The organism is Corynebacterium sp. HMSC072A02 (assembly GCF_001810085.1).
Classification (GTDB): Bacteria; Actinomycetota; Actinomycetes; order Mycobacteriales; family Mycobacteriaceae; genus Corynebacterium; species Corynebacterium hesseae.
Window position 1 is genome coordinate 34,552 of the sequence record NZ_KV799849.1, and the last position, 26,040, is coordinate 60,591.

At 60.8% G+C, this 26,040-nt stretch carries 20 protein-coding genes, 1 tRNA gene and 1 pseudogene; 8 read left to right on the forward strand and 14 right to left on the reverse strand.

Annotated features, from left to right (window positions below; genetic code table 11):
• The 3 genes from HMPREF2698_RS07350 to HMPREF2698_RS07360 are packed head-to-tail and all read right to left on the reverse strand — an operon-like array spanning position 1 to position 2,824.
• Positions 1-1,470, reverse strand: coding sequence for an ABC transporter ATP-binding protein (locus HMPREF2698_RS07350; protein WP_012714930.1), 1,470 nt, complete (start codon positions 1,468-1,470; stop codon positions 1-3).
• The gene (locus HMPREF2698_RS07355) at positions 1,467-2,192 is read right to left on the reverse strand and encodes an energy-coupling factor transporter transmembrane component T family protein (RefSeq protein WP_070529419.1); all 726 of its coding nucleotides are present in this window, start codon (positions 2,190-2,192) and stop codon (positions 1,467-1,469) included. Before HMPREF2698_RS07355 ends, HMPREF2698_RS07350 begins: the two co-directional genes overlap by 4 nt.
• Positions 2,189-2,824: an MptD family putative ECF transporter S component gene (locus tag HMPREF2698_RS07360; protein WP_012714931.1), complete on the reverse strand. Its 636-nt coding sequence runs from the start codon at positions 2,822-2,824 to the stop codon at positions 2,189-2,191. The genes HMPREF2698_RS07355 and HMPREF2698_RS07360 overlap by 4 nt, the downstream gene beginning before the upstream one ends.
• A gap of 140 nt (positions 2,825-2,964) precedes the next feature.
• On the opposite strand from HMPREF2698_RS07360, the pseudogene HMPREF2698_RS12955 reads away from it, so the two are divergent.
• Positions 2,965-3,242: pseudogene (locus HMPREF2698_RS12955) on the forward strand (IS481 family transposase); the annotation flags it as partial.
• Between the two features lie 21 nt (positions 3,243-3,263).
• On the opposite strand, the gene HMPREF2698_RS07370 reads toward HMPREF2698_RS12955, so the two are convergent.
• From HMPREF2698_RS07370 to HMPREF2698_RS07390, 5 genes are all read right to left on the reverse strand, one after another.
• A tRNA-Arg gene (locus tag HMPREF2698_RS07370) sits at positions 3,264-3,336 on the reverse strand.
• 71 nt (positions 3,337-3,407) lie between these two features.
• Complete coding sequence (locus HMPREF2698_RS07375; protein ID WP_010187687.1) at positions 3,408-3,701, reverse strand: mycoredoxin; 294 nt, start codon at positions 3,699-3,701, stop codon at positions 3,408-3,410.
• Positions 3,701-4,246 carry a dihydrofolate reductase gene (locus HMPREF2698_RS07380; RefSeq protein ID WP_070520619.1) on the reverse strand — a complete coding sequence of 182 codons (546 nt, stop codon included), beginning with the start codon at positions 4,244-4,246 and terminating at the stop codon, positions 3,701-3,703. Before HMPREF2698_RS07380 ends, HMPREF2698_RS07375 begins: the two co-directional genes overlap by 1 nt.
• The gene (locus HMPREF2698_RS07385; RefSeq protein ID WP_070563301.1) at positions 4,246-5,070 is read right to left on the reverse strand and encodes a thymidylate synthase; all 825 of its coding nucleotides are present in this window, start codon (positions 5,068-5,070) and stop codon (positions 4,246-4,248) included. The genes HMPREF2698_RS07380 and HMPREF2698_RS07385 overlap by 1 nt, the downstream gene beginning before the upstream one ends.
• 70 nt (positions 5,071-5,140) lie before the next feature.
• Entirely contained in the window at positions 5,141-6,013 is an 873-nt protein-coding gene (locus HMPREF2698_RS07390) for an NAD-dependent epimerase/dehydratase family protein (protein ID WP_070563304.1), read from the reverse strand.
• A 104-nt stretch (positions 6,014-6,117) separates the two neighbouring features.
• Here HMPREF2698_RS07390 and HMPREF2698_RS07395 point away from each other — a divergent pair, with 104 nt between their 5' ends.
• Positions 6,118-6,786: a TetR/AcrR family transcriptional regulator gene (locus tag HMPREF2698_RS07395; RefSeq protein WP_070563307.1), complete on the forward strand. Its 669-nt coding sequence runs from the start codon at positions 6,118-6,120 to the stop codon at positions 6,784-6,786.
• A 41-nt stretch (positions 6,787-6,827) separates the two neighbouring features.
• Here the strand turns inward: HMPREF2698_RS07395 and HMPREF2698_RS07400 are convergent, their stop codons facing one another.
• Positions 6,828-7,586: a 3'(2'),5'-bisphosphate nucleotidase CysQ gene (locus HMPREF2698_RS07400; protein WP_210386592.1), complete on the reverse strand. Its 759-nt coding sequence runs from the start codon at positions 7,584-7,586 to the stop codon at positions 6,828-6,830.
• A 34-nt stretch (positions 7,587-7,620) separates the two neighbouring features.
• On the opposite strand from HMPREF2698_RS07400, the gene HMPREF2698_RS07405 reads away from it, so the two are divergent.
• The 5 genes from HMPREF2698_RS07405 (at position 7,621) to HMPREF2698_RS07425 (ending at position 16,322) form a co-directional block, all read left to right on the forward strand.
• The gene (locus HMPREF2698_RS07405; RefSeq protein ID WP_070563310.1) at positions 7,621-12,573 is read left to right on the forward strand and encodes an Lhr family ATP-dependent helicase; all 4,953 of its coding nucleotides are present in this window, start codon (positions 7,621-7,623) and stop codon (positions 12,571-12,573) included.
• A gap of 87 nt (positions 12,574-12,660) precedes the next feature.
• Positions 12,661-13,929 (forward strand): alpha-hydroxy acid oxidase, encoded by a 1,269-nt coding sequence (locus tag HMPREF2698_RS07410; protein ID WP_070563313.1) that lies wholly within the window; start codon positions 12,661-12,663, stop codon positions 13,927-13,929.
• A gap of 27 nt (positions 13,930-13,956) precedes the next feature.
• Positions 13,957-14,778: a DNA-formamidopyrimidine glycosylase family protein gene (locus tag HMPREF2698_RS07415; protein ID WP_070563317.1), complete on the forward strand. Its 822-nt coding sequence runs from the start codon at positions 13,957-13,959 to the stop codon at positions 14,776-14,778.
• A gap of 10 nt (positions 14,779-14,788) precedes the next feature.
• Positions 14,789-15,202, forward strand: coding sequence for a YccF domain-containing protein (locus tag HMPREF2698_RS07420; protein WP_049155174.1), 414 nt, complete (start codon positions 14,789-14,791; stop codon positions 15,200-15,202).
• 52 nt (positions 15,203-15,254) lie between these two features.
• Positions 15,255-16,322: an HNH endonuclease signature motif containing protein gene (locus HMPREF2698_RS07425; RefSeq protein ID WP_070563319.1), complete on the forward strand. Its 1,068-nt coding sequence runs from the start codon at positions 15,255-15,257 to the stop codon at positions 16,320-16,322.
• Positions 16,323-16,480: 158 nt separating this feature from the next.
• Here the strand turns inward: HMPREF2698_RS07425 and pgi are convergent, their stop codons facing one another.
• The 3 genes from pgi to HMPREF2698_RS07440 all read right to left on the reverse strand — a co-directional run bounded on the left by pgi (position 16,481) and on the right by HMPREF2698_RS07440 (position 19,550).
• Entirely contained in the window at positions 16,481-18,115 is a 1,635-nt protein-coding gene (gene pgi / locus HMPREF2698_RS07430) for a glucose-6-phosphate isomerase (RefSeq protein WP_070563321.1), read from the reverse strand.
• Between the two features lie 101 nt (positions 18,116-18,216).
• The gene (locus HMPREF2698_RS07435) at positions 18,217-18,948 is read right to left on the reverse strand and encodes a S1 family peptidase (RefSeq protein WP_239248570.1); all 732 of its coding nucleotides are present in this window, start codon (positions 18,946-18,948) and stop codon (positions 18,217-18,219) included.
• A 239-nt stretch (positions 18,949-19,187) separates the two neighbouring features.
• On the reverse strand, positions 19,188-19,550 hold the full coding sequence (locus HMPREF2698_RS07440) for a chorismate mutase (protein WP_070563325.1): 363 nt from the start codon (positions 19,548-19,550) through the stop codon (positions 19,188-19,190).
• A 121-nt stretch (positions 19,551-19,671) separates the two neighbouring features.
• Here HMPREF2698_RS07440 and pcrA point away from each other — a divergent pair, with 121 nt between their 5' ends.
• On the forward strand, positions 19,672-22,197 hold the full coding sequence (gene pcrA, locus HMPREF2698_RS07445) for a DNA helicase PcrA (protein ID WP_070563328.1): 2,526 nt from the start codon (positions 19,672-19,674) through the stop codon (positions 22,195-22,197).
• A 4-nt stretch (positions 22,198-22,201) separates the two neighbouring features.
• Here pcrA and HMPREF2698_RS07450 read toward each other — a convergent pair whose 3' ends face one another.
• Complete coding sequence (locus HMPREF2698_RS07450) at positions 22,202-22,957, reverse strand: M23 family metallopeptidase (RefSeq protein ID WP_070520656.1); 756 nt, start codon at positions 22,955-22,957, stop codon at positions 22,202-22,204.
• A 386-nt stretch (positions 22,958-23,343) separates the two neighbouring features.
• Positions 23,344-26,040 carry an FtsX-like permease family protein gene (locus HMPREF2698_RS07455; protein ID WP_070563331.1) on the reverse strand — a complete coding sequence of 899 codons (2,697 nt, stop codon included), beginning with the start codon at positions 26,038-26,040 and terminating at the stop codon, positions 23,344-23,346.

A 26,040-nucleotide genomic window follows, 5' to 3' on the forward strand; every position in this document is an offset into this window, starting at 1 on the left:
TCAATTCTTGTTGATGTCAGTCATATCGATGATTCTGGTGACTGATTCTTGGATGAATTCGTGGTCATGGGTGATGACGATGACCACTGCTCCGCTTGCTGCAAGAGATCGAAGTAGCGCAGAGATGGATTGCAGTTGGCGCCAGCCCACGCCAGAGGTAGGTTCATCGAAGATGTAGATCGCTGCTTGCTCGGCTTGGGCTGAAGCTATGGCTAAGCGTTGCCGTTGCCCACCGGACAGAGACTGCGGATGCCGTTGGGCCATTCCTGCCAGATCGAGGCGATGGAGAATCTCATTGACATCGATGTGGTCCCGCTTCTTCTTTGCCAGTCCGAGCGTGACTTCTTCTTCGGTGGTGGCTGCGAATAATTGGCGGCCAACATCTTGCATCACCATGTACGCGGCACGTCTGCGGGCAGCCGCTCCTACTCGTTTGCTGTTCAAACGGAGACTACCGCCGCGTTTGGGAGAAGCAAGACCACAAATGATCCTGGCGAGGGTGGTTTTTCCAGCGCCGTTGGGCCCGATTAAGGCGGTGACTTCGCCGCTGGGGAAAAATGCGTGGTCAATGTTTAATACCTCATGTGCGCCATAAGAAAAACAGATGTTGCTTAGCTCGAGTCCGCTCCGCTGGGGATCGGCGTTTTCGAGCGTGGGTGGTACCGGCACGCTCGCGGGCAGGGGAACATGGTGTAAGCTGCGTAGCCCCAATTGTTTGCGTTCGGGTTCGTCTAAGGCATAAAACTCCTGAGCGCGGAAACTCCGCGTTATTTTTCCCTGAGTCAAGTAAATAACTTGGTCAGCGATATCTTTTAAGAAAAAGAGACGGTGATCAGCGATAATGATCGTTGTGCCTAATTCCTTCAAGCGGTGTAGCACGCGTGCAAGAATATCGATGCTTTCCATAGAGAGATTGGACGTGGGTTCATCGAGAAGCACGAGACTGCCCGGGGACACAAGCGCGCATGCGCATGCCACGGTTTGTAACTGCCCACCGGATAATTCTTTGAATCGCCGGCCCCGAAGATCGTTAATGCCTAGTAGCTCGACCGCTGATTGAATCCTCGACTCAATTTCTTTGGGATCTACACCAAGGTTTTCTAGCCCGAAGGCCAATTCTGCATTGACGCTTTCAGTGAAAAATTGTGTCCTTGGATTCTGGAATACTGAGGCGCTGAACTCGATGGCTCGGGACAGCGGTTCTTCCGCAGGGGTAAAAGCCTGGTCATCCTTTATAATAGTGATGGTGCCTAGTAGCTCTCCTGGATTGAAATGGGGGATGAGTCCGTTGATCAACTTGAGTACCGTGGACTTTCCCGATCCGGAATCACCGGTAATCAGTAGACACTGTCCTGGAGAGACAGAAAAAGACACATCAGATACACCTTGAATACCTGGCCGAGCTCCCAATGGATATGTAAAAGAAACGTTGTGGGCGTCTACACTGGTTGCGATACTGCGTTCGTTCATAAGTGGACCTCCGTGGGAAGCCAGACAGAGGCAACAACGAGGCCCAACCCAGCTAGTGCAGTTGCATCGACAAGCTTGAAGGAAAGATCGGCGGTGGTGGTTGGGCGTGCGGGTCCTCCCAATCCCCGGACAAGAGCAGAGGCAGCGAGCTCATCACCAGCGCGGACGACGGCACCTAATAAGGGGATGATCAACATCGCGGACGATTGTGTGGGCTGTGTGATCCAGCTTTTTACTCCAGGCTGGAGACCCCGAAGGACCATGGCATCGCGGATGGCTTTGGCTTCTGCCACGATGATCGGCAAAACGCGCAGGAATACCGCCGGTGGAATGGTGGCCCAGCCTGGTAAACGCAGGTCCCGCAGTGCTGAGGTCAACGTGGATGGTGTGAGAGTGAGCAAGCCGAATGTGCCGATGGACATGCTGATGACAAAACGGCTTAGCCACGAAAAAATTGCCGCTGAAAAAGCGAAAAATGTGGAGCCAGGAAGCTGTAATAGGCCCCAGTACCCTAGATAGGATAATGCAAAAGCGAACAGGCAAATAAGACCATAGTGTGGCTTTACTGTAGCTAGTGCGATGGAGCTGAAAGCGATAGAAATCAGCAGTGTCGGTAGGTGGCCGTGGCTGAGAGCTACCGCATTGATTACTAGAACAGAAAGCAGCACGGTCCGTGGATCGATCGAAGATCGATGAAGCACGCCCTGTTTTGGCAGGCTCACAGGAGACCAGCGCTTTCAAAGTGTTTGCGGCTGACGCGAACTCCGACCTTTCCTCCGATAAAGCCGACGATGAGCGCACAAATGGCCAGTACTCCAATGGTCCATGGCTGGAAGATATCCGACATGGCATCGGCATATTCTTGACCCATTTGGTCTGCGATATCGACGTAGTAGGAGTCCGTATCCAGAATTAGCGGGATAAAAGGCATAGAAATCCAGACACAGAAGACGCTGTAGGCAATAGGGAAGGATTTGGCAATACTGAGGTGGCTTTTTGTAATAATCAAATCCGCGATAAACCCTAGAATTATGCTTCCCAGCAGGGTCCAGAAGTAGTGTCCGGTGAGCATGAATGCTAGTCCGTTAATACCACCGACGAGGGTGAAAGCACCCATTTTGGGCGTGCGGGCGGCATAAAGCGCTAGCACGATTCCGTTTGCGATTGCCGCGATGAACCATCCAATAAACATGAATTGTGGTCCTGCGAATCCAATCATTCCGCTTACAAAGGTGATTACAAAGTAAAGTGCAGCAAAGATGCCAGCGTTGATGAGATCTCTGGTGTTTAAACGTGCCGTCGACCCACTGGATGAGCTTGCACTCCGTGCGGGCGTAGAGGACTGTTGGGTCATAGTAAACCTCGATTTATGAACAGCAGGAAAGGTAAGGCTTACCTAAGTTAGGTAATACTGTTTATAAAACATTTCAAGTTTTGATCTGAAGATTCACCCTTAATGGGGGTGAATGCAGATAAGTAGACATCAAACCAGACCACGACTACCGACTAAGTACCGACAAAATCGGCACCAACGGCAAGACAACCCTGCGATGGGGAGGCAAACTACGCCGCCTCTACATCGGACGCAGATGGGGCGGGGAACCAATCACCATGGTCTGCATCGACAACCACGTCGACGTCAAAATAGCCATCACTGGGGCACAAATCGCCGCCTACACACTCACCGAAGAAAAGATCTACTACAACTAGAAAGACAACGAACTCAACCCCAGTCGGGGCAACTAAAAAATCTCGAGACACCGACCGGAACGATGTCTCGAGACTTCACAGCGTGCCCCAGAGAAGATTCGAACTTCCGACACCGGCTTTAGGAGAGCCGTGCTCTATCCCCTGAGCTACTGGGGCGGGGGTGCGTTGCGCACCTAGGTAAGACTAGCAGCCCCGCGTGGGGCGGCGTTAAATGCGTCGCCTTTCGTTTATTCGCCGGCCAGCTCCGCGTACTTGGCGCGGACCTCGCTGGCGGAAGGGTTGGTGGCGTGGGTGCCGTCGGAGTAGAGGACGGTGGGCACGATGCGGTTGCCGTCGTTGACGGACTCGATCCAGGCGTTGATGTCGGCGGTGTCGGGGGAATCCGCTTCGACGTTGACGAGCTCGTATGGGGTTTCGGTGCGGTCCAGGTTTTTGATCAGCTTGGCACAGAACGGGCACCAATCGGCGAAGAAGATGGTGACGTGCTCAGTGGTTTCGGGAGTGGCAACGTTGGTGCTCATTAAGCAGCAGCCTTTCTGTCGTAGGTGAGGAAACGGTATTTCATCGGCAGCTCGCTGGGCGGCTGGCCGGGAATGGTGAGGTGGCCTGATTCGGAGGTCAGCCAGTCACTATCGGCAGATAGGCTGAATTCCTCCGGAACGCTCGGGGCCAGGACGGCATCTGCGCCGTAGGCATCGCCGACTTGTACACCCATGAGGGTGAGCTCGATTGTATCCACGCGGTCGAGGGCGGAGCTGTAGAGCTGGCCGCCGCCGATGATCCAGGCGTCGTCAAGCGTGGCGTCAAGTGCGGCGTCGAGGTTGTCCACCACGGTGGCACCCGCGGACCATTCGCCCGGCTGACGGCTGGACAGCACAATGTTCTCCCGGCCTGGCAACGGGCGGAACTTGGGGTTGAGGGACTCCCACGTCTTGCGGCCCATGATGACAGGCGCGCCCATGGTGACCTCTTTGAAGTGCTTGAGGTCCTCCGGCACGTGCCAGGGCATGACCACGCCGTCACCAATGACCCCGTCGAGGGATTGAGCCCAGATTGCGCCCAGCATTAAACGGACACCTGCGCCTTGATGGTGGGGTGGGGGTCGTAGCCGATGACCTCAAAATCATCGAAGCTATAGTCAAAGAGGCTTTCGGCCTTGTGGAGGATAAGCTGCGGGTACTCGCGGGGCTCGCGGGACAGTTGCTCCTTGACCTGTTCGATGTGGTCGTTGTAGATGTGGCAATCCCCACCCGTCCAGATGAGATCGCCTACCTCTAGACCTGCTTGCTGGGCGAACATGTGGGTCAGCGCGGCATAGGAAGCCAGGTTGAAGGGAACGCCGAGGAACATGTCGGCGGAGCGCTGGTAAACCTGCATGGAGAGTTTGCCGTCCGCGACGTAGAGCTGGAAGAGCAGGTGGCAGGGCATGAGCGCCATCTTGTCCAGCTCAGAAACGTTCCACGCGGAGACCAAGTTGCGGCGCGAATCCGGGTTGTTCTTGAGCGTGTCCAAGGCGACCTGGATCTGGTCGATGTGCTGGCCATCCGGAGTGGGCCAGGAGCGCCACTGCACGCCGTAGACAGGGCCCAGCTCGCCGTCCTCATCGGCCCACTCGTTCCAGATGCGGACCTTGTTTTCCTGCAGCCACTTCACATTGGAGTCGCCGCGCAGGAACCACAGCAGCTCACCAATCACGCCGTGGAAGTAGACCTTCTTGGTGGTCAGCAGGGGAAAAGACTCCGCCAAGTTATAGCGCAGCTGGGCGCCGAACAGGGAGAGGGTGCCGGTACCGGTGCGGTCGCCTTTGGGTGCGCCTTCTTCGAGGACACGGCGCAGGAGGTCCTCGTACGGTGTTTTGAGGGATGAAGAAGCAGTGGGATTTTCACTCATGACGTCCAAGTGTAGAGCGTTCAAAAAGTCTTAGGTAGTGAGGTAGGGCTACTAGTGGTTGGATTTGTCACTACGCCGACTGAGCTTGATGAATAGCCTTTAATGCTTCGTCGGTTGGGGTCGCCTGCCATGCGGACTTAGCTCCGGTAAGAATGGAGGGACGGTCCCACAGGTAGCTCATTTCTTGTAGGCCTCGCAGGTCCGTGCTGACAATGCCACCTAGCTTCAGCATCCATGGGCGAATCGTGATGGGGGAGTGTTGGCATCCGGCGCGTCGAGCAAATTCAGCTTGGGTGAGCGCGGGCGCGCAAGGCGTGGAAACTATAGGGGGTGTCGATTCGTTCAGTAGTGCGTCAGCTAGCGCACGGGCGAAATCGGGAAGGTACGTGACCGAGTGTTTAGCGTGTGCGTTAAAAAGAGCAAGGGGACGCTTCTTCCCAATGATGAGCTGATGGTAAACGCATCCGGGGCCGGCATCGGGTCCGTACAGATCGGCCGCGATTACCGAGGTAGTGCGCGAGGGAGAGGCTAAGCGGTTCTCGATTAGGGTCGCTCGAACACCGGGTTTGCCATTGTGGGATCGGGTTCGGGGCGTGTCAGGCGAAATTACCTCGTAAGTCTGGTCGAACCCATACATCGATTCGGGAAAGACAACGGGGATGCCCCGTTGGGCGGCTACCTCTAGCACGGTTTCTTCAGCTGGAATGAGCAGGTCGCGCCACTTTTGTGCGTCGTATGGGGCATGGATGCAGTGGGCAATTCCGTCGATCTGTTCTGGGTACGCGTCACTGTGTGTTGCATCGCCTTTCTTGAACTGCACGTTCCTACTGGCGGCGAAATGGGGCTGCCGTCGCGTCATGATTGTGCATGTGTGCCCTCTTTTAGCGAGTTCGCGTGAAAGTGATCGGCCCACGGGGCCTGCCCCGGTGATGAGAAAATGCATTAGGTGACCTCTGCTCTAAATAGTGACTAGTGCTCTCTAATTCTATAATTGCAGTTACTCAGATTCAAGAGCAGTGCTCTCTTTCTTGTTGATATAGTTTCTATATGTCAATGACCCCAAGAGCGCGTGCTCGCGAACAGACGATGTTGCGCATTGTTGAGGTAGGGCGGGAGCAGCTTGATAAAGGCGGCCCAGAAGCCTTGAATCTTCGTGCAATTGCACGTGATTTGGGGATAGTTTCTTCGGGTATCTACCGCTATGTGCCCGACAGGGCCCACCTATTAACGATGCTGATCGTTGATGCGTTTGAAGCACTTGATGATGCCGTCGCGCGAGGAATCGGTGAGGCTACCGAGACGCGGGACAGATTCCTGCGCCTTGTGTTTGCCATGAGGGCGTGGGCCTTGGAGTTTCCTCAAAGGTGGGCGCTTATTTATGGCACACCCATCATTGGATACGAAGCGCCTGCTTCAGAGACAACGGGCGCGGGTACGAAAGTTAGTAGGCGTCTGGCCGCGTTGTTAACTGAGGCCTCGGTTAAAGAGCTAGAACCGCGTTCATCTCAGTTCTCGCAAGACCTTGCGGCGACCTCTGAGGAGCTTGATGTGGAGCTTCCCACTGACGTCATGGAAAAGGCGCTTGAGGTGTGGATACAGATAATTGGCGTGATTAATGCCGAGGTATTCGGTTACCTCGGCACAGACACGCTGCATGACTACCATGAGTTTCATGCTCGAATGGTTTCTCGTCTGGCTGACGAGTTGGGAATCTGACTTTCTTGCGCTGCGTAGGTAGCTAGCGCAGCGCGTGGGGCTTAGTAGCCGCCGTTGGCCTCCGCGTAGGCGGCGGCGTGCTCCAGAATCTCGTCTGCTAGCTCCGGGCGGCAGATCAAAAGATCCGGGATGAAGGTGTCCTCGTTATTGAACTTGATGGGGGAGCCGTCCAGACGCGAGCAGTGCAGGCCCGCGGCCAGAGCCACGCCCACCGGGGCGGCCTGGTCCCACTCGTACTGGCCACCGGCGTGGATATAAGCGTCATAGTCACCCAAGAGCACGTGGATGGCCTTCGCGCCCGCGGAGCCCGCGCCGACAGTTTCAAAGCCCATCTTCTCCGCGACATAACCCGCAACCTTTGGCGGGCGGTTGCGGGAGACCACGAACTTCTTCGACAGCGGGCCCGTCACCGCGCGCACATCGGAGGACTTAAATGTCACGCCCATGTCCGGCATGCCGACGGCCGCGTGGATCGGGGTGCCGTTTTCTACCAGCGCGATGTGGACGGCCCAGTCCTGGCGGCCGGTGGCGAATTCCTTGGTGCCGTCGAGCGGGTCAATGATCCACACGCGGTTCTTCTTCAAACGGCTCAAGTCATCGGCAGCCTCTTCCGACAGGACGCCATCCTGCGGGCGGTGCTGCTCAAGGACGCGGGCGATCCATTCCTGAGCGGCTTCATCGCCGGCATCACCCAGCGCCAAGCCGCGCAGCAGGCCACCGTTGCGCACGCCTTTGAGGATCTCGCCACAGCCATCGGCGAGGGAGTTGGTTAGACGGGAATCAGAAATCTCAACGGTCATAGTGACCAGATTAGCGCGCGCGATACAGTAGGGCATGTCCAAAAACGTTCTGGCGAAGTTCCGCCCGCAGGTGGCCGGTTGGTTCCAGGACGTTTTCGCCGCCCCCACCCCGGTCCAAGAGCAGGCGTGGGAGGCGATTTCCGGCGGCGCGAACGCACTGGTTGTGGCGCCAACCGGTTCCGGTAAGACGCTCGCGGCTTTCCTGTGGGCCTTGAATTCCTTGGTGGAGCGCGAAGGCCAGACCGCCCTGCCGCTGAGCAATGAACCCTCCCGCGAGGGCGCGCATGATGGCGTGAGAGTGCTGTATATCTCACCACTCAAGGCTTTGGGCGTGGACGTCGAGAACAATTTGCGCGCCCCGCTCAACGGCATTGCCCGCACCGCTGAACGGCTGGGCCAGGAGGTGCCGGATATTACCGTTGGCGTGCGCTCCGGGGATACCCCGCAGGCAGAGCGCGCCCGCCAGGTGCGCAAGCCACCGGACATCCTCATCACCACGCCGGAATCGGCCTACCTGATGCTCACCTCCAAGGCGGCGGGCATTTTGAAGACCGTGGATACCGTCATCATCGATGAAATCCACGCCCTGGCCGGCACTAAGCGCGGCGTGCACCTAGCGTTGACTTTGGAGCGCCTCGGGCTCATCGCAGGGGAGTTCCAACGCATCGGGCTTTCCGCCACGGTGCGCCCGCTGAGTGCTGTCGCGAACTTCTTAGGCGGCGACCGCCCCGTGGATATCATCGCCCCGCCCGCAAAGAAGTGCTGGCAGCTCGACGTCCACGTGCCGGTCGAGGACATGTCGGACCTGCCCACCCCGGAGCAGGGCTCGCCCATCGGGGAGGCGACTGTCGACGACCCCCTTGGCATCACCGAAGGCCCCCAAGACGCGTTGCGCTTACACGCGCAGCGCGGGGAAACTAACACGCAGGGCGGGGTTGGAGATTCCGCCCTGCCCACGGCGAAATCCATCTGGCCCTTCATCGAAGAAGAGCTCTACGCCGAAGTCATGGAGAAGCGCTCCACGCTCGTCTTCGTCAACTCGCGCCGCACCGCCGAGCGGCTCACCAGCCGGCTCAACGAGCTTTATGCCCAGGAGCACGATCCGGAGTCCTTGAGCCCGGCTACCCGGCGCGACCCAGCCCAGCTGATGAAGCAGGTCGACGTCGCCGGCAAGGCCCCGGCTGTCATTGCCCGCGCGCACCACGGCTCGGTGTCCAAAGATGAGCGCGCATTGACGGAAACCATGCTCAAGGAAGGCACGCTCAAGGCCGTGGTGGCCACGAGCTCCCTGGAGCTGGGCATCGACATGGGTGCGGTGGAACTAGTAGTGCAGGTGGAATCGCCGCCGTCGGTGGCTTCCGGCCTGCAGCGCGTGGGCCGCGCCGGGCACTCCGTCGGCGCGGTCTCGCATGGTTCCTTCTATCCCAAGCACCGCGCGGACCTGGTGCAGTCGGCACTCACCGTCGCCCGCATGCAGGACGGCCTCATTGAGGAGATGCACGCCCCGCGCAACCCGTTGGATGTCTTGGCACAGCAGACGGTGGCGGCGGTAGTGGCGTCGGCAAGCGCGGGCACGAGCGAGGGACTCGAAGCCGACGAATGGTATGACACGGTGCGCCGCGCCTGGCCCTATAAGGACCTGGCGCGTGAGGTCTTCGACTCCGTGCTGGACCTGGTCAGTGGTGTGTACCCTTCGACGGATTTTGCGGAGCTGAAACCACGTGTGGTCTATGACCGCGTGACGGGCGTGCTCACCCCGCGCCCCGGCGCGCAGCGCGTGGCGGTGACCAACGGCGGCACCATTCCGGACCGCGGCATGTTCGGGGTGTTCCTCGTGGGAACTGGTGAGGCCGGTTCCGCGCCGCGCCGTGTGGGTGAGCTCGACGAGGAAATGGTTTATGAAACCCGGGTGGGGGATATCTTCACGCTCGGCGCGACGAGCTGGCGCGTGGAGGAGATTACGCGCGACCAGGTGCTCGTAACTCCCGCGCCGGGGCACACGGGGCGTTTGCCTTTCTGGAACGGTGACTCTGCGGGGCGGCCCTATGAGCTGGGCAAGGCGTTGGGTGCATTCCGGCGGGAGGCGTACGCGGATCCGTCCGTGGTGCGCGGCGCCGATGAGAACGCGCGGCGCAACATCGCCGCCTACTTGCACGAGCAGAACGAGGCCACCGGGCTCATCCCGGATGAAAAGACGCTGCTGCTGGAGCGCTTCACGGATGAGCTGGGGGATTGGCGCGTGCTATTGCACACCCCGTTTGGCAGGCCGGTGAATGCGGCGTGGGCGCTGGCGGTGGGTCAGCGCGTGGCGGAGTGCACCGGTATGGACGCGCAGGCCGTGGCGGGCGACGACGGTATCGTGTTGCGCCTGCCGCAGGGGGAGGCGGACCCGGATGCTGCGCTCTTTCTTTTTGACGCTGATGAGATAGCGGACATCGTCACCGAGCAGGTGGGAAACTCCGCGCTCTTTGCTTCTCGTTTCCGGGAGTGCGCGGCGCGAGCGCTGCTTCTGCCGCGGCGTAACCCGGGCAAGCGCGCGCCTTTGTGGCAGCAGCGCCAGCGCGCGGAGCAGCTTCTCGACGTCGCCCGCAACTACCCCTCTTTCCCCATCATCCTGGAGACCGTGCGCGAGTGCGTGCAGGATGTCTACGACCTGCCGGCGCTCACGGAGGTCATGCGGGAGCTGGCGCACCGGCGCATTCGCATCGCGGAGGTCACCACGGAGCAGCCTTCGCCGTTCGCATCTTCGCTGCTGTTCAACTACACCGGCGCGTTCATGTATGAGGGGGACTCGCCGCTGGCGGAAAAGCGCGCGGCGGCCTTGGCCCTAGACCCCGCGCTGTTGGCGAAGCTTCTGGGCACGGTGGAGTTGCGCGAGCTTCTCTCCGCTGAAGTTATTGCTGAAGTCCACGCCCAGCTGCAGCGCACCACTGTAGAACGCCAGGCGCGGACCACCGAGGAGGTCGCGGACCTGCTGCGCGTGCTGGGCCCCATCCCGGTCGATGAGTTCGGCGCGCACGCCACGGTGCCATTGAGTGCACTCGATGCGCTCGGTGCGCGGATCATGCGGGTGCGCATCAACGGCCGCGAGCACGTGGCCCAGGCGCTTGATGCGCCGCTGCTTCGCGACGGCCTGGGCATCCCCGTCCCGCCCGGCATCCCCGCCCAGCAGGCCACGATTACCGACGCCCTGGATCAGTTAGTCAGCCGCTGGGCGCGCACACGCGGGCCGTTTGTGGCGCGCGATGTGCAGGAGGCCTTTGGCCTGTCGGCCGCGGTGGCGCACTCGACGCTGAATGGGCTGGATTCCATCCTGGCGGGGCATTACCGCCAGGGGATAGAGGAGCAGGAGTACTGCGCGGCGGAGGTGCTCAAGGTCATCCGCTCGCGCTCGCTGGCGGCAGCCCGGGCGGCCACGCAGCCGGTTTCGCCCGCGGCCTTTGGGCGCTTTCTCCCGGACTGGCAGCAGGTGGCGGCGGTGGGCCGGCGCCCGGTGCTGCGCGGGGTGGATGGCGTCTTCGCCGTCGTTGAGCAGCTGGCCGGGGTGCGCCTGCCGGCCTCGGCCTGGGAGAGCCTCATCTTGCCTGCGCGTGTAGGGGATTATTCACCGACGATGCTCGATGAGCTCACCGCCAGCGGCGAGGTTCTCATCGTGGGCGCGGGCAAGGCTGGCTCGAACGACCCCTGGATCATGCTGCTACCGGCGGACTATGCCGCACAGCTCGCCCCGCAGATCTCTGCGGAGGAGGCTGGCGTGTCCATGCTGCAAACCCAGCTGCTGGAGGCCTTGCAAGGCGGTGGCAGCTACCTTATCTCCGATATTCAACCGCAGCTGAGCGGTACGCCCGAGGAGGTTCACGAGGCCCTCTGGGGACTGGTGGAGGCAGGTCTGGTCAGCCCCGATTCCTTCGCTCCTATCCGGGCCCACCTTGCCGCAGGCGGTCCCGCCGGGCGTGCGGCGCATCGCGCGCGGCGCAGACCATCGCGCTCGCGACTGCGCATGGGGCGCACTTCCTTTGCGCAATCGCTCAATGTGTCTGGTGCGCAGGCCGCACCAGACGTGGTGGGGCGGTGGTCGCTGTCCGTGCCCGCCGCCACGGATGCGACGTCGCGCTCCATCGCGCACGGCGAGGCCTGGTTGGACCGCTACGGCGTGCTCACCCGCGGATCCGTGGTGGCCGAGGACGTCCTGGGTGGCTTCGCCCTGGCTTATAAAGTGCTCTCCGGCTTCGAGGAATCCGGCAAGGCCATGCGCGGCTATGTCATTGAAGGCTTGGGGGCCGCGCAGTTCTCCACGCCTGCGGTCATTGATCGCCTGCGCGGCGTGGATGATTCCCCCGATGTTACGGGCTGGCCCTCCGGCACCCGCGAGCCGCAGGCCTATGTCCTTGCCGCGACCGACCCGGCCAACCCCTATGGTGCGGCGCTGTCGTGGCCCACTACGGATGCCGGCGAATCCGCGGCCCGGCCGACCCGCGCCGCGGGTGCCTTGGTGGTGCTCATGGATGGCTTGCCGGTGGCGCACCTGACCCGCGGCGGGAAGACACTGACCACGTTCTTCAACGCCCTTCCTGAGGGAATCGAGCGCACCGAGGTACTAGCCGCAGTGCTTGCAGGACTCAACGAGCTGGTTGCCGCCGGGCACTTGAGCAAGGTGGTTATTGAGAAGGCGAACGGTCGGCCTATCTTCGAGTCGAAGCTCGGCGGCGAACTGCGTGCACTGGGTGCGGCACTAACCCCGAAGGGCGTGCGGATTACTGGCTCTGCCCACACCGCCTCTTCCGGCCGTGCAGGACAGCACGGCCAATCTGGAGAAGCCGCGCGCTCCGCCGAGCCTTACCGTCCCGCACGTCGCGGTGGGCGCCGTGCCGTCGAGGCGATGGAGGAGCTCACCTTCGATGATCCGGAGGATTCCACTGAGTCTGGTGGTTCATCGACTGCACCGGGCAGCCCAGGTGGTTTCCGCCCGCGCCGCCGACGCCGCTGAATGATATTCACCTTCATTTAGCCCACGGGCTTTTCATGGGTCTAACCTCAAAAGCTGATAGCCCAATAGAAAAGGAGTCTTGTTTTCATGCGGCTGAAGCGCCAACTGCCCAACGTGTCCGAGCTCAAGAACCTCATGCGGTTCGAAGCACCCAACCTCGACCGCCGGGCAGCACGCCTGGCAGAGGCCGCTGATGTGTGGGATCTGCGCAAGATTGCCAAGCGCCACACCCCGAAGGCGGCCTTTGACTACGTCGATGGCGCCGCCCGCGATGAGGTCAGCTACCGCGAATCCCGCGATTTCTTTCGCGACGTTCGCCTCATGCCCAACGTGCTCAACGGCGCACACGACATCTCTTTAAACACCGAGATCGCCGACGAGCCGGCAGCATTGCCCTTCGGCATCGCGCCGACCGGCTTTACCCGCTTCATGCATGCCGAAGGCGAGGATGCCGGTTCCCAAGCCGCCCGCGACGCAGGCATCCCGTTTACGCTCTCCACGATGGGCACGCGCTCGGTCGAGGAGGTCGCGGCGTCGCAAGGCGCTAGCGGTCGCCGCTGGTTCCAGCTTTACCTGTGGAAGGACCACTCTGCCTGCCAAGAACTCATCGAGCGTGCTGCCGCCAACGGTTATGACACCCTCGTGGTCACCGTGGATACGCCCGTGGCCGGCCAGCGTCTGCGCGATACCCGCAACGGCATGCGCATCCCGCCGCGCCTGACCGCCGGCACCGTCTTCGACGCCGCGTGGCGCCCCGAGTGGTGGTTCAACTTCCTCACCACAGACCCGGTCACCTTCGCGTCGTTGACCTCGACCACCGGCACCCTGGGCGAGCTGGTCAACACCATGTTTGACCCAGGCCTCAACTTCGAGGACCTCGCGTGGATTCGCAAGCAGTGGAAGGGCACGCTCTTCGTCAAGGGAATCGTCAACCCCGAAGACGCACGCAAGGTCATCGACCTTGGCGCCGACGGCATCGTGGTCTCCTCCCACGGCGGGCGCCAGCTCGACCGCGTGGTCAACACCCTCCAGGCCCTTGAGGCCGTGCGCGCAGAGGTGGGCCCGGACGTGGAGATAATCTACGACTCCGGCATCATGTCCGGCGTCGACATCGCCATTGCGCTGGCTCTGGGGGCGGACTTCGTCCTTATCGGCCGCGCCTACCTCTACGGGCTGATGGCCGGCGGCAAGGAAGGCGTGGACCGCGTCATTGAGCTGTTGGCAGAGGAGTTCAAGAACACCCTCCAGCTGCTCGGTGTGAAGAGGATCGAAGACCTGTCTCGCCAGCATGTGGTCACCCCGTGGGAGCCGGGCGCGCTGGCATTCGGTGCGGGAAAGGATGCGCCGGTAGAGTAGGCACCCGTTTGGTGAGGAGGTTCTGCTGTGCCTGAGGGTGATTCCGTTCTGCAGCTGTCGCACCGGCTGCAGTTCATGGAAGGCCGGCGCGTGACCTCCTCCTCCCTGCGCGTGCCGCGCTATGCCACCGTGCGTTTCGACGGGCTGGTGTGCGAGGAGGTCTGGCCCTATGGCAAGCACCTCTTCATGGATTTCGGCGGCGAGCTCATCCTGTATACCCACCTCAAGATGGAAGGCACGTGGGCCATCCACTATGCCGGGGACCGCTGGCGCAAGCCCGGGCACAGCGCACGCGTGGTGCTGCAGATGGAGAACACCCCGCGCGATATTGAGTTGGTAGGGCATTGGCTAGGGCTGGTCGAGGTCTTTCCAGCCCGCGAGTTTGAACAGCGCATGGCGCACCTAGGCCCCGACATCCTCGCGCCAGAATGGGAAGAAGGCGGATTCGAGGAGGCCGTTCGCCGCATCGAGTTGCGCCCCGAGCGCAGCATCGGCGCGGCCCTCCTGGACCAGCGCAACGTGGCAGGCTTGGGCAACGAATACCGCGCCGAGGTCTGCTTCCTGGCCGGCGTTCATCCAGCAACACCTGTAGCGCTTGTCGACGTCCCCCAGATCCTCACCATCTCCCGCCGCCTCATCTGGGCCAACCGCGACTCCCCGGTACGTGTGACCACCGGCGTGAAAAGGGCAGGGGAGACCACCTATGTCTTCGGGCGCAACCGTCAGCGCTGCCGACGCTGCGGCACGCTGATTGAGAAGTCCACGCTGGGTGGTGTGGATGCCGGCGGTGACGAAGGGGAGTTAGAGCGCGTCATCTGGTGGTGCCCGCACTGTCAGCCGCGTCGCTAGGCTGGGATGCATGAAGATCATTTTGAACATCATCTGGTTGGCAACTGGTGGCCTTGTCCTCGCACTGGGCTACTTTCTCTTAGGCATCCTGGCCTGCATCCCCGTCGTGACGATTCCTGCCGGTGTGGCCTCGATGCGTATGGCGAATTTCGCGCTGTGGCCCTTTGGGCGCTCCGTCATTCAACCGGTCAAAGGTACCGGTGGCATGTCTCGGTTCTCTAACGTTGTCTGGTTCCTTGTCGCTGGCCTGTGGTTGGCTATCGGCCACGTCACCACTGCAGCGGCGCAGGCCGTGACCATCGTGGGCATCCCGGTGGCTCTGGCCAACCTGAAGATGATCCCGGTGACCTGCTTCCCGTTCGGCCGCAAGATCGTGGACTCTGACCACATCCCCTTTGGCTGGGAATCGATGATCAAGCTCTAACGAGTATCTCTCCGGTTGCGGGGTTGCCTGGGGTACTTTAGGGTTCTGAGTCATGGGGGATTTAGAGACCTATTTCTCCTACCGCAACTCGGGGATTACTTTAGTGGGGCAAGCGGTAGGAGGAGAGAAACATTTACGCGCACTCGGCGCTTCATCAGCTGACGCCGCCGAACTGGCGCGCTTAAACTACATCTACTTCGGCGCCACCAAGTTCACGGGTAAGCAACGCACGGCCCGCAGCCGAGCTTTAGAACAAGGCCATGACCTGGCCACGCTGAGCCTCATCGAGGCCTACACGAAGAAGCTGAAGAATCAGCTGCATGCGTGGAACCTACGGGTCAAGCTTGCCGGCACACCGGCACCGAACATCCCAGCCGTGGCGGCCAAGCGCTTAAAGGAACTCAAGCCTAAACGTATCCCCACGCCCGGGGTACGCATGACCTACCGCGCTGACGGGCCGCACTCGCTCACCATTACTGATGACCCCATGACAGTCACCGAAATGCGTGGAGTGTTGGAATCCATCAATCAGGACAACCTGCTTGACGCTTCCAGGCACGTTTTCTTCAACAAATCTCACGGCGGTACCAAACCTGCTGTTCTCACCAGCGTGGTCGTCACCTTGGACAAGCTCGACAAAATTGTTAGCGGCGATGGTGATGACATCGTGCTTGAGCTAACTAATGGCGGCCGGATGACCGGCGCGGAGTTTCTGAACTACAAGTTCGCCGAGATCGGCTACGTAACCCTCATCCACCCCACGATCGGGCCGGTGTGGCTGCACCGGATGAAGCGTTTAGCCGGGTTTGAGCAGCGCATGATGGCCAGCGCCGAGCATCCCACCTGTGCCAGGAAGGGATGTAATAAACCTGCTGATTATGCCCAGGTGCATCACCTAGTGCCGTGGAAAGCAGGAGGTACCACCGATCCACCGAATCTGACAATGTTGTGTGCCTATCACAACGGCGTCAATGATGACGACCCAGAGAAACCAACAGGTGCTGGCTACGTGTTTAGGATTCGCGGCGGTGTGGACTACATCCCGCCCTGGGGAGAACCAATCACCGCTCAAGTGGCATATCAAGCCGCACAACGCGGACTCGGACCGCCCGGCGGGTAAACCGCCACGCGGGCGAGCCCACAGGGGCCGCCCGACAGGTCAATCGTCACGCGGGCGCCCACAGGGCCTCCGCGGCGTTGGCGATCCCACATGTCGATTGCGCGTTAAAAACGCGTGAACCCCCGACCGTTCGGCCGGGGGACGTCGCCAAGCAGTGCTTAGCGGTGCTTGCGGTACCAACCGATCAGAGCATCGGTGGAACCATCGCCGGATGCGGCCTCCTCCTTGCCGGAGACTGCCGGTGCCAGGTCATTAGCCTGCTGCTTGCCCAGCTCCACGCCCCACTGGTCGAAGGAGTTGATGTCCCAAATGATGCCCTGGGTGAACACGATGTGCTCGTAGAGCGCGATCAGCGCGCCGAGGGCCTGCGGGGTGAGTTCCTCCGCCAGAATGGTGGTGGTAGGACGGTTGCCCGGCATCACCTTGTGCGGGACCACGGCTGGGTCCACGCCTTCGGCGGCAATCTCTTCTGCAGTCTTACCAAAAGCCAGAACCTTGGTCTGTGCGAAGAAGTTACCCATGAGCAGGTCATGCATCGAGCCGGTGCCGTCGGCGGTGGGGAAGTCTTCCTTCGGGCGGGCAAAGCCGATGAAGTCCGCCGGGATGAGGCGGGTTCCCTGGTGCATGAGCTGGAAGAAGGCATGCTGGCCATTGGTGCCCGGCTCGCCCCAGTAAATCTCACCGGTGCCGGTGCTGACAACGGTGCCGTCGCGGCGCACGGACTTGCCGTTGGACTCCATAGTCAGCTGCTGCAGGTAGGCCGGGAAGCGTCCGAGGTCCTCGGAGTAAGGCAGCACCGCGTGGGTCTGCGCGCCGAAGAAGTTGGAGTACCAGACGCCGAGCAGGCCCATGAGCACCGGTACGTTCTGCTCCAGAGGTGCGGTGCGGAAGTGCTCGTCCATGGCGTGGAAGCCCTCGAGGAAACGCATGAAGTCCAGTGGGCCGATGGTGCACATGAGCGACAGACCAATAGCGGAATCGACGGAGTAGCGGCCGCCCACCCAGTTCCAGAAGCCAAACATGTTCTGGGGGTCGATGCCGAACTCCGCGACCTTCTCCGCGTTGGTGGAAACGGCAACGAAGTGCTTGGCGACGGCCGACTCATCACCATCAAACTGCTCAATCAGCCAGCGGCGTGCGGCGTGAGCGTTGGCCAGGGTTTCCTGGGTGGTGAAGGTCTTCGAAGCGACAATGAAGAGGGTGGAGCCGGCGTCGAGGCCGTCGAGAGTCGCGGCGAGATCCGCCGGGTCGACGTTAGAAACGAACTCCGCGCTGATACCCGCTACCTCGTAGGAACGCAGCGCCTTGGCAGCCATAGCGGGGCCCAAGTCGGAGCCGCCGATGCCGATGTTGACGACCTTCTTGATGGTGTGGCCCGTATGCCCCAGCCACGCACCGGAGCGTAGCGCAGTGGCGAAGTCACGCATGCGGCCCAGAACCTCGTGGACGTCGGCGGCGACGTCTTGGCCGTCGACGCTCAAGTCCTTCTCCACAGGCAGGCGCAGAGCGGTGTGCAGCACAGCACGGTCCTCGGTGTTGTTGAGGTGCTCGCCGGTGAACATGGCGTCGCGGCGGCTCTCGACGTCCGCGGCGCGGGCAAGATCCACCAAAGCGGTGACGACTTCCTCATCGATGAGGTTCTTCGACAGGTCCACGTGCAGGCCCGCAGCATCGAAAGAAAAGTCTGCGGCGCGGGAAGCGGAGTTAGCAAAAAGCTCACGCAGGTTGAGGTCCTTCTTGCTCTCAAAAAGCGAGGTGAGCGCGGCCCACTGCGGCTGAGCGGTGATGTCCATTGCAAAAGCCTTTCTGGCAGGTAGCAGACATGAAACTTACTGTGTCCACCGTAGTCCAGAAATCTCTTCGGTGCCGAGACAGAAGGCTGCGCTGGGTTGAGCTAGGCGTAAAGCTTGAGGCCGAATTGCTTCATTGTGTTTGCGATCTCCATGGCGCCCGTCTCGGAGCCGGAGTAATCGTAATAGTCGCCAAAGGACACGACTCCTGCTGCATATAGTTTGCCGTCGATGGAGGCGTAGACAGGACCACCGCTATCACCGGTATCGCTGTAGCTGCCGAAGGTGAAAAGCCCTTGAGCACCGAATCGGTCGATGAAAGGGTCGCAGGCAATGCCTGCTGTGGAACCGGCAAAGCACAACGTGGGCTTCTTTCGCGTGATTTCTTCCAGGCTCATCCATCCGGCTAAAGGCGCATTGAGCGCCGGTGAGGTAGATACTTCGGCGTCGGGGTTGGACACTTCGATCAGCGCAATGTCGGCCGAGTTGATGCTATCTGTGTTGGTGTTGCTGGCCTTCATTACCATCTGGCCTATCTCTACCTCGCTGCCGGAGCGATCTTCATAGTAGAAGCTGTCGCCCTTGTCCCCGCAGTGTCCGGCGGTGAGGATAAAGAGGCGCTGCCCATCGCCGGCGAAATGACCGGTAGAGCACCGGCCATCATTCGTGCGGTTATAGATAGCCGCACCCGGCGTCAATACTCCCACGTCCATGTAGTAGTCGGCTTTTAGTGCGTTGTACAAGTTATTGCGGGGCTCAAGCAGCTCTGCATGGGGGATTTCAGTGGAGTTAACCCAGAGCGCATCGCCGTCGAGGACCTCTTCGGAGCCTTGCATTGTTCCGGATGCTCCGGAACCTTGTCTGCGTTCGGAGTCGCTGACGGAGGGATGGTCGAGTGGAGTAGCGGAATTTGAGGTCTCAGGTGAAGAAAAGCTGCCGCAGGCGGTCAAAACTAAGGCAGTGACAGCTGCGGTGAGAACAACAGCGGGGCGAGAGGACACATGCATGCTGAGAGCTTAAAACACCGCTAGTTCAGGTGCGCGTGCGTTGGGGATTAGTCCGAGTTGGTGCTAGATTAGCCGAGCTTGCCGCGCCCCAACCGCAGCAGGGCAGAGGCAATCGCGGGGCCTTCCTCGCCAAGCTCGTCGCGGAACTCATTGAGGATGGCAATTTCGCGGGTGTGTACCAAACGGGTACCGCCCGAGCTCATGCGCGTCTTACCAATCGTGCGGGAAATATCGGTGCGGCGCTTAATAGCGTCGAGGATAACGCGGTCGAGGCGGTTGATCTCCTCGCGGTAGCGTTGGATTTCAGCATCGCTGAGCGGGTCATCCGTGCCCGAGGGCATGCGAATGTCGAGGCCGTTGTCCACGACGTTGGGGTTTTGGTGCTCGGGGTTTAAGCCCGAATCTGCGGTGTCAGGATGTGAAGCGCTCATGAGTGAAGATTGTGCCACCACGCTAAGACAAACGGGAATCGCGTGCCGTGACGTCGGTATTCGTCGATAAGAAGCGGCGTGGACGGCAATGTCCGGTGGTGCTAGTAGGTTGGAGAGCATTATGAACAACACTTCTCCGTTTAGGCCTCGTTCTTCGTCTGATCCTTCCGCCGACACCTCCGCTGGCGGCCTGTTTCCCGCGTCCGGGCACAACGCGGATGCCCCTTTAAGCCAGGGAAATGATCCTCTGCTGGAAGGTTTAAACCCGCAACAGGAGGAGGCCGTGACACATTCGGGCTCGCCGCTGCTTATTGTGGCCGGCGCGGGCTCGGGAAAGACCGCGGTGTTGACCCGTCGCATTGCGTATCTCATGCGCGAGCGTGGGGTAGCGCCGTGGCAGATCCTCGCCATTACCTTTACCAACAAGGCAGCCGCGGAGATGAAGGAGCGCGTCGGCCAGCTTGTCGGCCCCGTGGCTGAGCGGATGTGGGTGTCTACCTTCCACTCCATCTGCGTGCGCATCCTGCGCAACAATGCTCAGCTGGTGCCGGGGTTGAACACGAACTTCACCATTTATGACGGCGATGATGCGCGCCGGCTGCTCACCATGATTGCCAAAGACATGCAGCTGGACCTGAAGAAGTACTCTGCGCGTGTTTTGGCTAACCAGATCTCGAACCGTAAGAATGAGCTCATTTCGCCGGAGCAGGCCCGGGCGGAGGCAGAGCGGACGAAGAATCCTTTTGAGCTCACTGTGGCGAGCGTGTACGAGGAGTATCAGCGCCGCCTGCGCGCCGCGAACGCGGTGGATTTCGACGACCTCATCGGGGAAGTGGTGCGTATCTTTAACCAGCACCCGCAGGTGGTGGAGTTTTATCGCCGCCGCTTTAAGCATGTGCTTATCGACGAATACCAGGACACCAACCACGCGCAGTACGCGCTCGTTTCGGCCTTGGTGGGCAGGGGCGAGCTGCCGCCGGATGCCCCGGAACTGTGTGTGGTGGGTGATTCTGATCAGTCGATCTATGCCTTCCGCGGAGCCACCATCAGGAATATCCAGGAGTTCGAGCGGGACTACCCGCAAGCGCACACGATTCTGCTTGAACAAAACTACCGTTCGACCCAGACCATCCTGAACGCGGCGAATGCGGTGATTGCGAAGAATGAGGGCCGCCGCGAGAAGAATCTGTGGACCGCCCACGGCGAAGGCGACAAGATCGTCGGGTATGTGGCGGATAACGAGCACGACGAGGCGCGGTATATCGCCTCGGAAATTGATTCCCTGGCGGATAAGGGCACGGCGTATTCCGATATTGCGGTGATGTACCGCACCAATAACGCCTCCCGCGCGTTGGAGGATATCTTCGTGCGCTCGGGTATCCCGTACAAGGTGGTTGGCGGCACGCGCTTCTACGAGCGCCGCGAGATCCGGGACATGGTGGCTTACTTGCGCATCATGGATAATCCGGATGACACGGTGAGCTTGCGCCGCATCATCAACGTGCCAAAACGCGCCATCGGTGACAAGGCGCAGGCGCAAATCGCCCTACATGCGGAGAACCTTGGCGTTAGTTTTGGGGCGGCTCTCCGTGATGCGGCCGAAGGAAAGGTCGCAGGCCTTGGCACGCGGGCGGTCAATGCCGTCACCAAATTCAACGAGATGATGGACGGCGTGCGCGCACAGATTCCGGGCATGGTCAATGAGGTGACGGGCCAGCCGGATTTGGGGGAGCTGCTCAATGCGCTTCTGGACGCCACCGGCTACCGCGCGGAGTTGGAAAACTCCAATGACCCGCAGGATGGGGCACGCCTAGACAACCTCAACGAGTTGGTATCGGTGGCCCGCGAGTTCAGCTCTGAAGCCGCCAATGAAATGGCCTTTATGGGCGCGGACGCAGAGGAAGCCCCGGAGCTTTCAGAAGGCGAAGCCGCGCCGGGCTCGCTTCAAGCGTTCCTCGAAAAGGTTTCGCTCGTGGCTGATGCGGACCAGATTCCAGATCATGAGTCCGGGGTAGTGACGTTGATGACCCTGCACACCGCGAAGGGCCTTGAGTTTCCCGTCGTTTTCCTCACCGGTTGGGAGGACGGTCAATTCCCGCACATGCGTTCCCTGGGGGACCCGAAGGAGCTCAGTGAGGAGCGCCGCCTTGCCTACGTGGGCATTACGCGTGCTAGGGAACAGCTCTACCTCACGCGTGCGATTCTCCGCTCGTCTTGGGGCAACCCGGTGACGAACCCGGCCAGCCGCTTCCTCGCCGAGGTCCCTGAGGACCTCATCGACTGGCGCCGTGAAGAACCGGACAGCTCGCTGTCCAGTGCGTGGGGCGGAGATGATTCCTACCAATACGGGCGAACCTTCGGCTCAGATAGCGGGTTCTTCCGTTCCCGTGGCGGCGGCTATGGCTCGCGGAGCGCTGCGTCTTCCCCTTCGCAGCGCTCGCGCAAGCCAGCTTCGGCGACATCAATGCCGAAGAATAACCATCTCAATTTAGTTGTGGGGGACCGTGTCAACCACGCAAAATACGGGCTAGGCACGGTCATCGAAGCCTCCGGTACCGGCGCGCGGGCGACAGTCACCGTGGACTTCGGCTCAGCAGGCAAGGTCCGCCTCATGCTCATCGGTGGTGTGCCGATGGAAAAGCTCTAAGGCTTTAGATGTGGATGCCGCGCTCGCTGAACCACTCCACCGGGTCAACGGCTGCGCCGCCGCCCGGGTGAACCTCGAAGTGCAGGTGCGGGCCGGTGGAGTGGCCCTCGTTGCCGATGACGGAGATTTGGTCGCCGGCCTCGACGCGGTCGCCGACGTCGACCAGCAGCTGGTCGCTGGGCATGTGGCCGTAGACGGTGATGGTGCCGTCGTCGTGCTGGATGCGGATCCAGTTGCCGAAGCCCTGGGCTGCGCCGGAGGAGATGACCTCTCCATCCATGACGGCGTAGATGGGCGTACCGATTGGGTTCGCCACGTCGATGCCATTGTGGAAGGAACCCCAACGCGGTCCGAAGCCGGAGGTGAAGGTTCCGGAGGTCGGAAAGACCACGGTGTTACCGTTTGCGTCCTGGCTGCGGGTAGGGGTGAGGCCGGAGTGATCGCCTTGCGGCGCGAAGGCTTCAGCGAGTCCGGGAATGCTGGAGGGGTCGAGGACGATATCGAGGCCGTCCTGCGTGGAGTTGATCTCTGGAGTGGATGCCCCGTTGAGGGCCCCGGCCGTCGAAACGAGCAGCCCGGAGAATGCTTTGAAGAGGTCGGCCTTGGAGTCTTCCTTGACTTCGACGTCGTCGGCAGTCGGGCCCTGGCTGGACCCGTCGGAGACATCCACGCTTGCTGCCGGTTCGGCAGCGAACGCTGGGGCCGTCACGGTGGCGGTGGTGACCGCCATGGCGGCGAGTGCGCTGAGCGTGCGCTTCATTACTTCACGTCCTTAAGTCCTGCGGTGGCTCGCTTCCGCCGTCGTAGCCGGCGGAAAGCCTGTGAGCGATAGGATGCGGCCATATCAGCCGCGTTGTGCCTCGAAGTCTGCGACACGCCGGTGCGGTTTCGGCCGTGTGCTGAGCTTCCGTGGCAACGAGATACAAACTATCCCGTGCTATCACCCTGCGCAATGCGCAAAAATGCAGGTAAATACAGGAATTGTTCGAAAAACTATCGAACAGCCCAGCGTGTTACGTGTGTGAAAGAAGTGAAAATTGTTACAGGGGTAAAGTGAAGGTTTAAAGAATGGGGGTAGGGGTTGGGGGTGTGAAAAGAGTTGTTCCCCGGCCGAAGGCTCGGTCGGGGAACGGTGGGCCACGAAGGCTAGGTCAACGAACGCGACTCGCTGCGATCCCGTGCGGTGAGCGGGGCTGTCTTATCGCTGCGATTGACCGCGGCCGCTATAGCGGCGGCTATGAGCGGCACAACAAGCACGGCGAGGAACTGCCACCAATCCGGGGTGAAGTAGTCCTGCGGGCGCAGGCCATGTGGGGGTTCAGAGAAGGTGAAGGCGGACCTATCAGTGAAGAGGAACGTGCCAAGGTGTCCCGCGATCACTCCGAAGAGCATGCTTGCGGTGGCCACTATCCAGGTTTGCCACGCGGCTACCTTGGACATCAGCGAGGGGTGCGCGCCAATCGACTGCAGCACGGTGCTTTCATGGCGCATGGTGTTAGCCGCATTGGCGATGATGAGCGCGAGCACGATGAGGCAGATGATTCCCATTCCTAGGCCGAGGTAGTAGCGGAAGCTCTCGGGGGAGGAGACACCGAACTCCAGTGAGTATCGCGACTGCGAAGCGCTCGCTGTTAGGTCTCGCAGCTCCTCTCGCTCTGCTTCGCTCGGCGCCTCATCCAACGCCAGGGCCTGGCCTACGTAGAAGGGCTTCATGTTCAGCTTTTGAGCGGCCTGTTGGCTAATCAGGACCACGTCACGATCCACGGTAGGCAAGGCCTCAACAACCGGCAGATCGGCGTTGCGGGTTCCGCTTGGCTCTTGACTGTCGACGCGGTTATACGTCTTTATGGTTACCGTGCCGTGTGTCTTGTCCCCGACGTGGCTGCTGTGGGGGAGCACGATGCCGCCGGCCTCCAATGTTTGTGCCGCCGCACGTCGATCCTCTTCCGAGTCGAACTGCCACAGCTCGAGCTGCGAGGAATCAGCTTGGATCATCCTGCTTTGATAGATCAACGGGCTATAAGGGAAGGTCGTCATCAATTCGTGCGCGCACTCTTGACGGGCCTCTTCGGACTCATCGGTGCGCCGCCCTTGGTTGTCCACGAAGACTGCCCTCTCAACCGGTTTTCTGAGATCGACCTGTTCGCACTGGTAGTCAAATTCGGTGCTGAGCTCATAGAATTCACTATCGTCAGGAAGGCTAAAAGACGTGGTCCACGAGGGGAAAGCATAGAAGGAGTGCGTGCGAGCACCGGTAGCCTGCTGGATGGCCTCCGTGGCCGCTCGCTCCTCTGGCGTAGAAGTCTGCGTAGGTTGGTCAAACGTCGTCTCCTCAATCAGCGCTGTGGTCTCCGGCATAACAAGCGCTTCTTCGGCTACGCTCTTTGCGCTATCGGTCATGATGCCCACACCAAACAGGGAGGCTGTGAAGGAGACCGATACGAGAGCGATGGACGTCGGCAAGGCATGCATGCTGCGCCGGGTCAGGCCACGCCCGGCAAGGCGCAACGCGAGTGGACCGCGGCGAGACAGCTGGGAACACAGGAAAACCAATGCTGGAGCGGAGGCGGCAACGGAAATGACTCCGAAGAGAGCGATGATCGTGGGAATGCCCGTGCCCCACGAACTAAAGCTGAACAACACGAGCAGAAGCAGGAATACCGGGCCTATGGCCATCCACTTCCTAAAGCGCAGTAGGCGGTCGGGTGCGGCGCCCTGGATAGCAGTGGATAAGGCTCCGCGCTGCGCCAACCATGCAGGCACAATCGAGACGATGACGCAGCCGGCTACTGCCACCAGCCATGCAAGGGTTATGGCCAGGAGGGGTGGGTGGGCTGCAAAGTCCGGGTAGCGGGCCGTCCACCACATCCACGAAGCCGACAGGCCAACAACCACGCCGATAGTTGCGCCGATGAGGCCCATCAGCAGGCCATAGGCCATCACGGCAAACATGATGTGGCGCGGCAGCGCGCCCTGGCTCGACATCAACGCGTACAGGCGGGTATTGCGGCCGGTAGCCAACGTGAAGACGGGCGCGAGAAGGAAAAGGATGAGCAATCCGGCGATGGCGTAGAGGCCGAAGAAGAAGAGCACGAAAAGAATGCTGCCCATGATGCCGCCGAAGGAATCTGGCGCCTGATCGCTTTTATGCGTTTCCCGCAGCTCCGGTGCTGAGATTTCGAGTCCGGCCTCGTGGGCACGTTCTGCGACGTCCTTGGTTAGCGGTGCATCTCCCACGATGAGCCAATTGGTGCGAGACGTGTCAGCGGGGTCGATGGAGGCGTCGTCGAGGGTGGGGGAGGTGACAAAGTCATAGTGCTCGGGCGCAATGGCGGCAACGGTGGCTTGGTGCTCACCCTTGAAAGCACTGTTGCGCACGGTAATGACATCACCAACGGAGGCGTCGATCTTGTGTGCTGAGGTTCGCGAAAGTACTGCCTGATTGGGGCCAAGGTCAAACTTGTCGACGGCCTCCCGTGCTAACTCCGGCGGATTCTCCGCGTCGAATTGGCTTAGCCATGAGCTGGTTGATTTGCCGGCATGGATGAGCGAGGTGTTGTCAAAGGTTGTGACCGGGCTGACGCTGAGGCCTTCTGGCAGCACCTGGGCGGCTAGACGGGGAACGTCTTCGTTGGCAATGTCCTGACGCTCGTTGCTCACCTGAAGGGACCGGTCAGGCGAGCTCAAAGCTGCGGAGAGCCGTCCGGAGGAATTATCAAAGAGCGCAATTCCGATGACTAGGGCCACCGGCAGGGCAATGAGCATCACGGCGGCCAGAGTGCGCCATGGATGAAGCTTGAGATCGCGCCTCGTCGGGCGGGTAGCGGCATTAATGCCGGACAT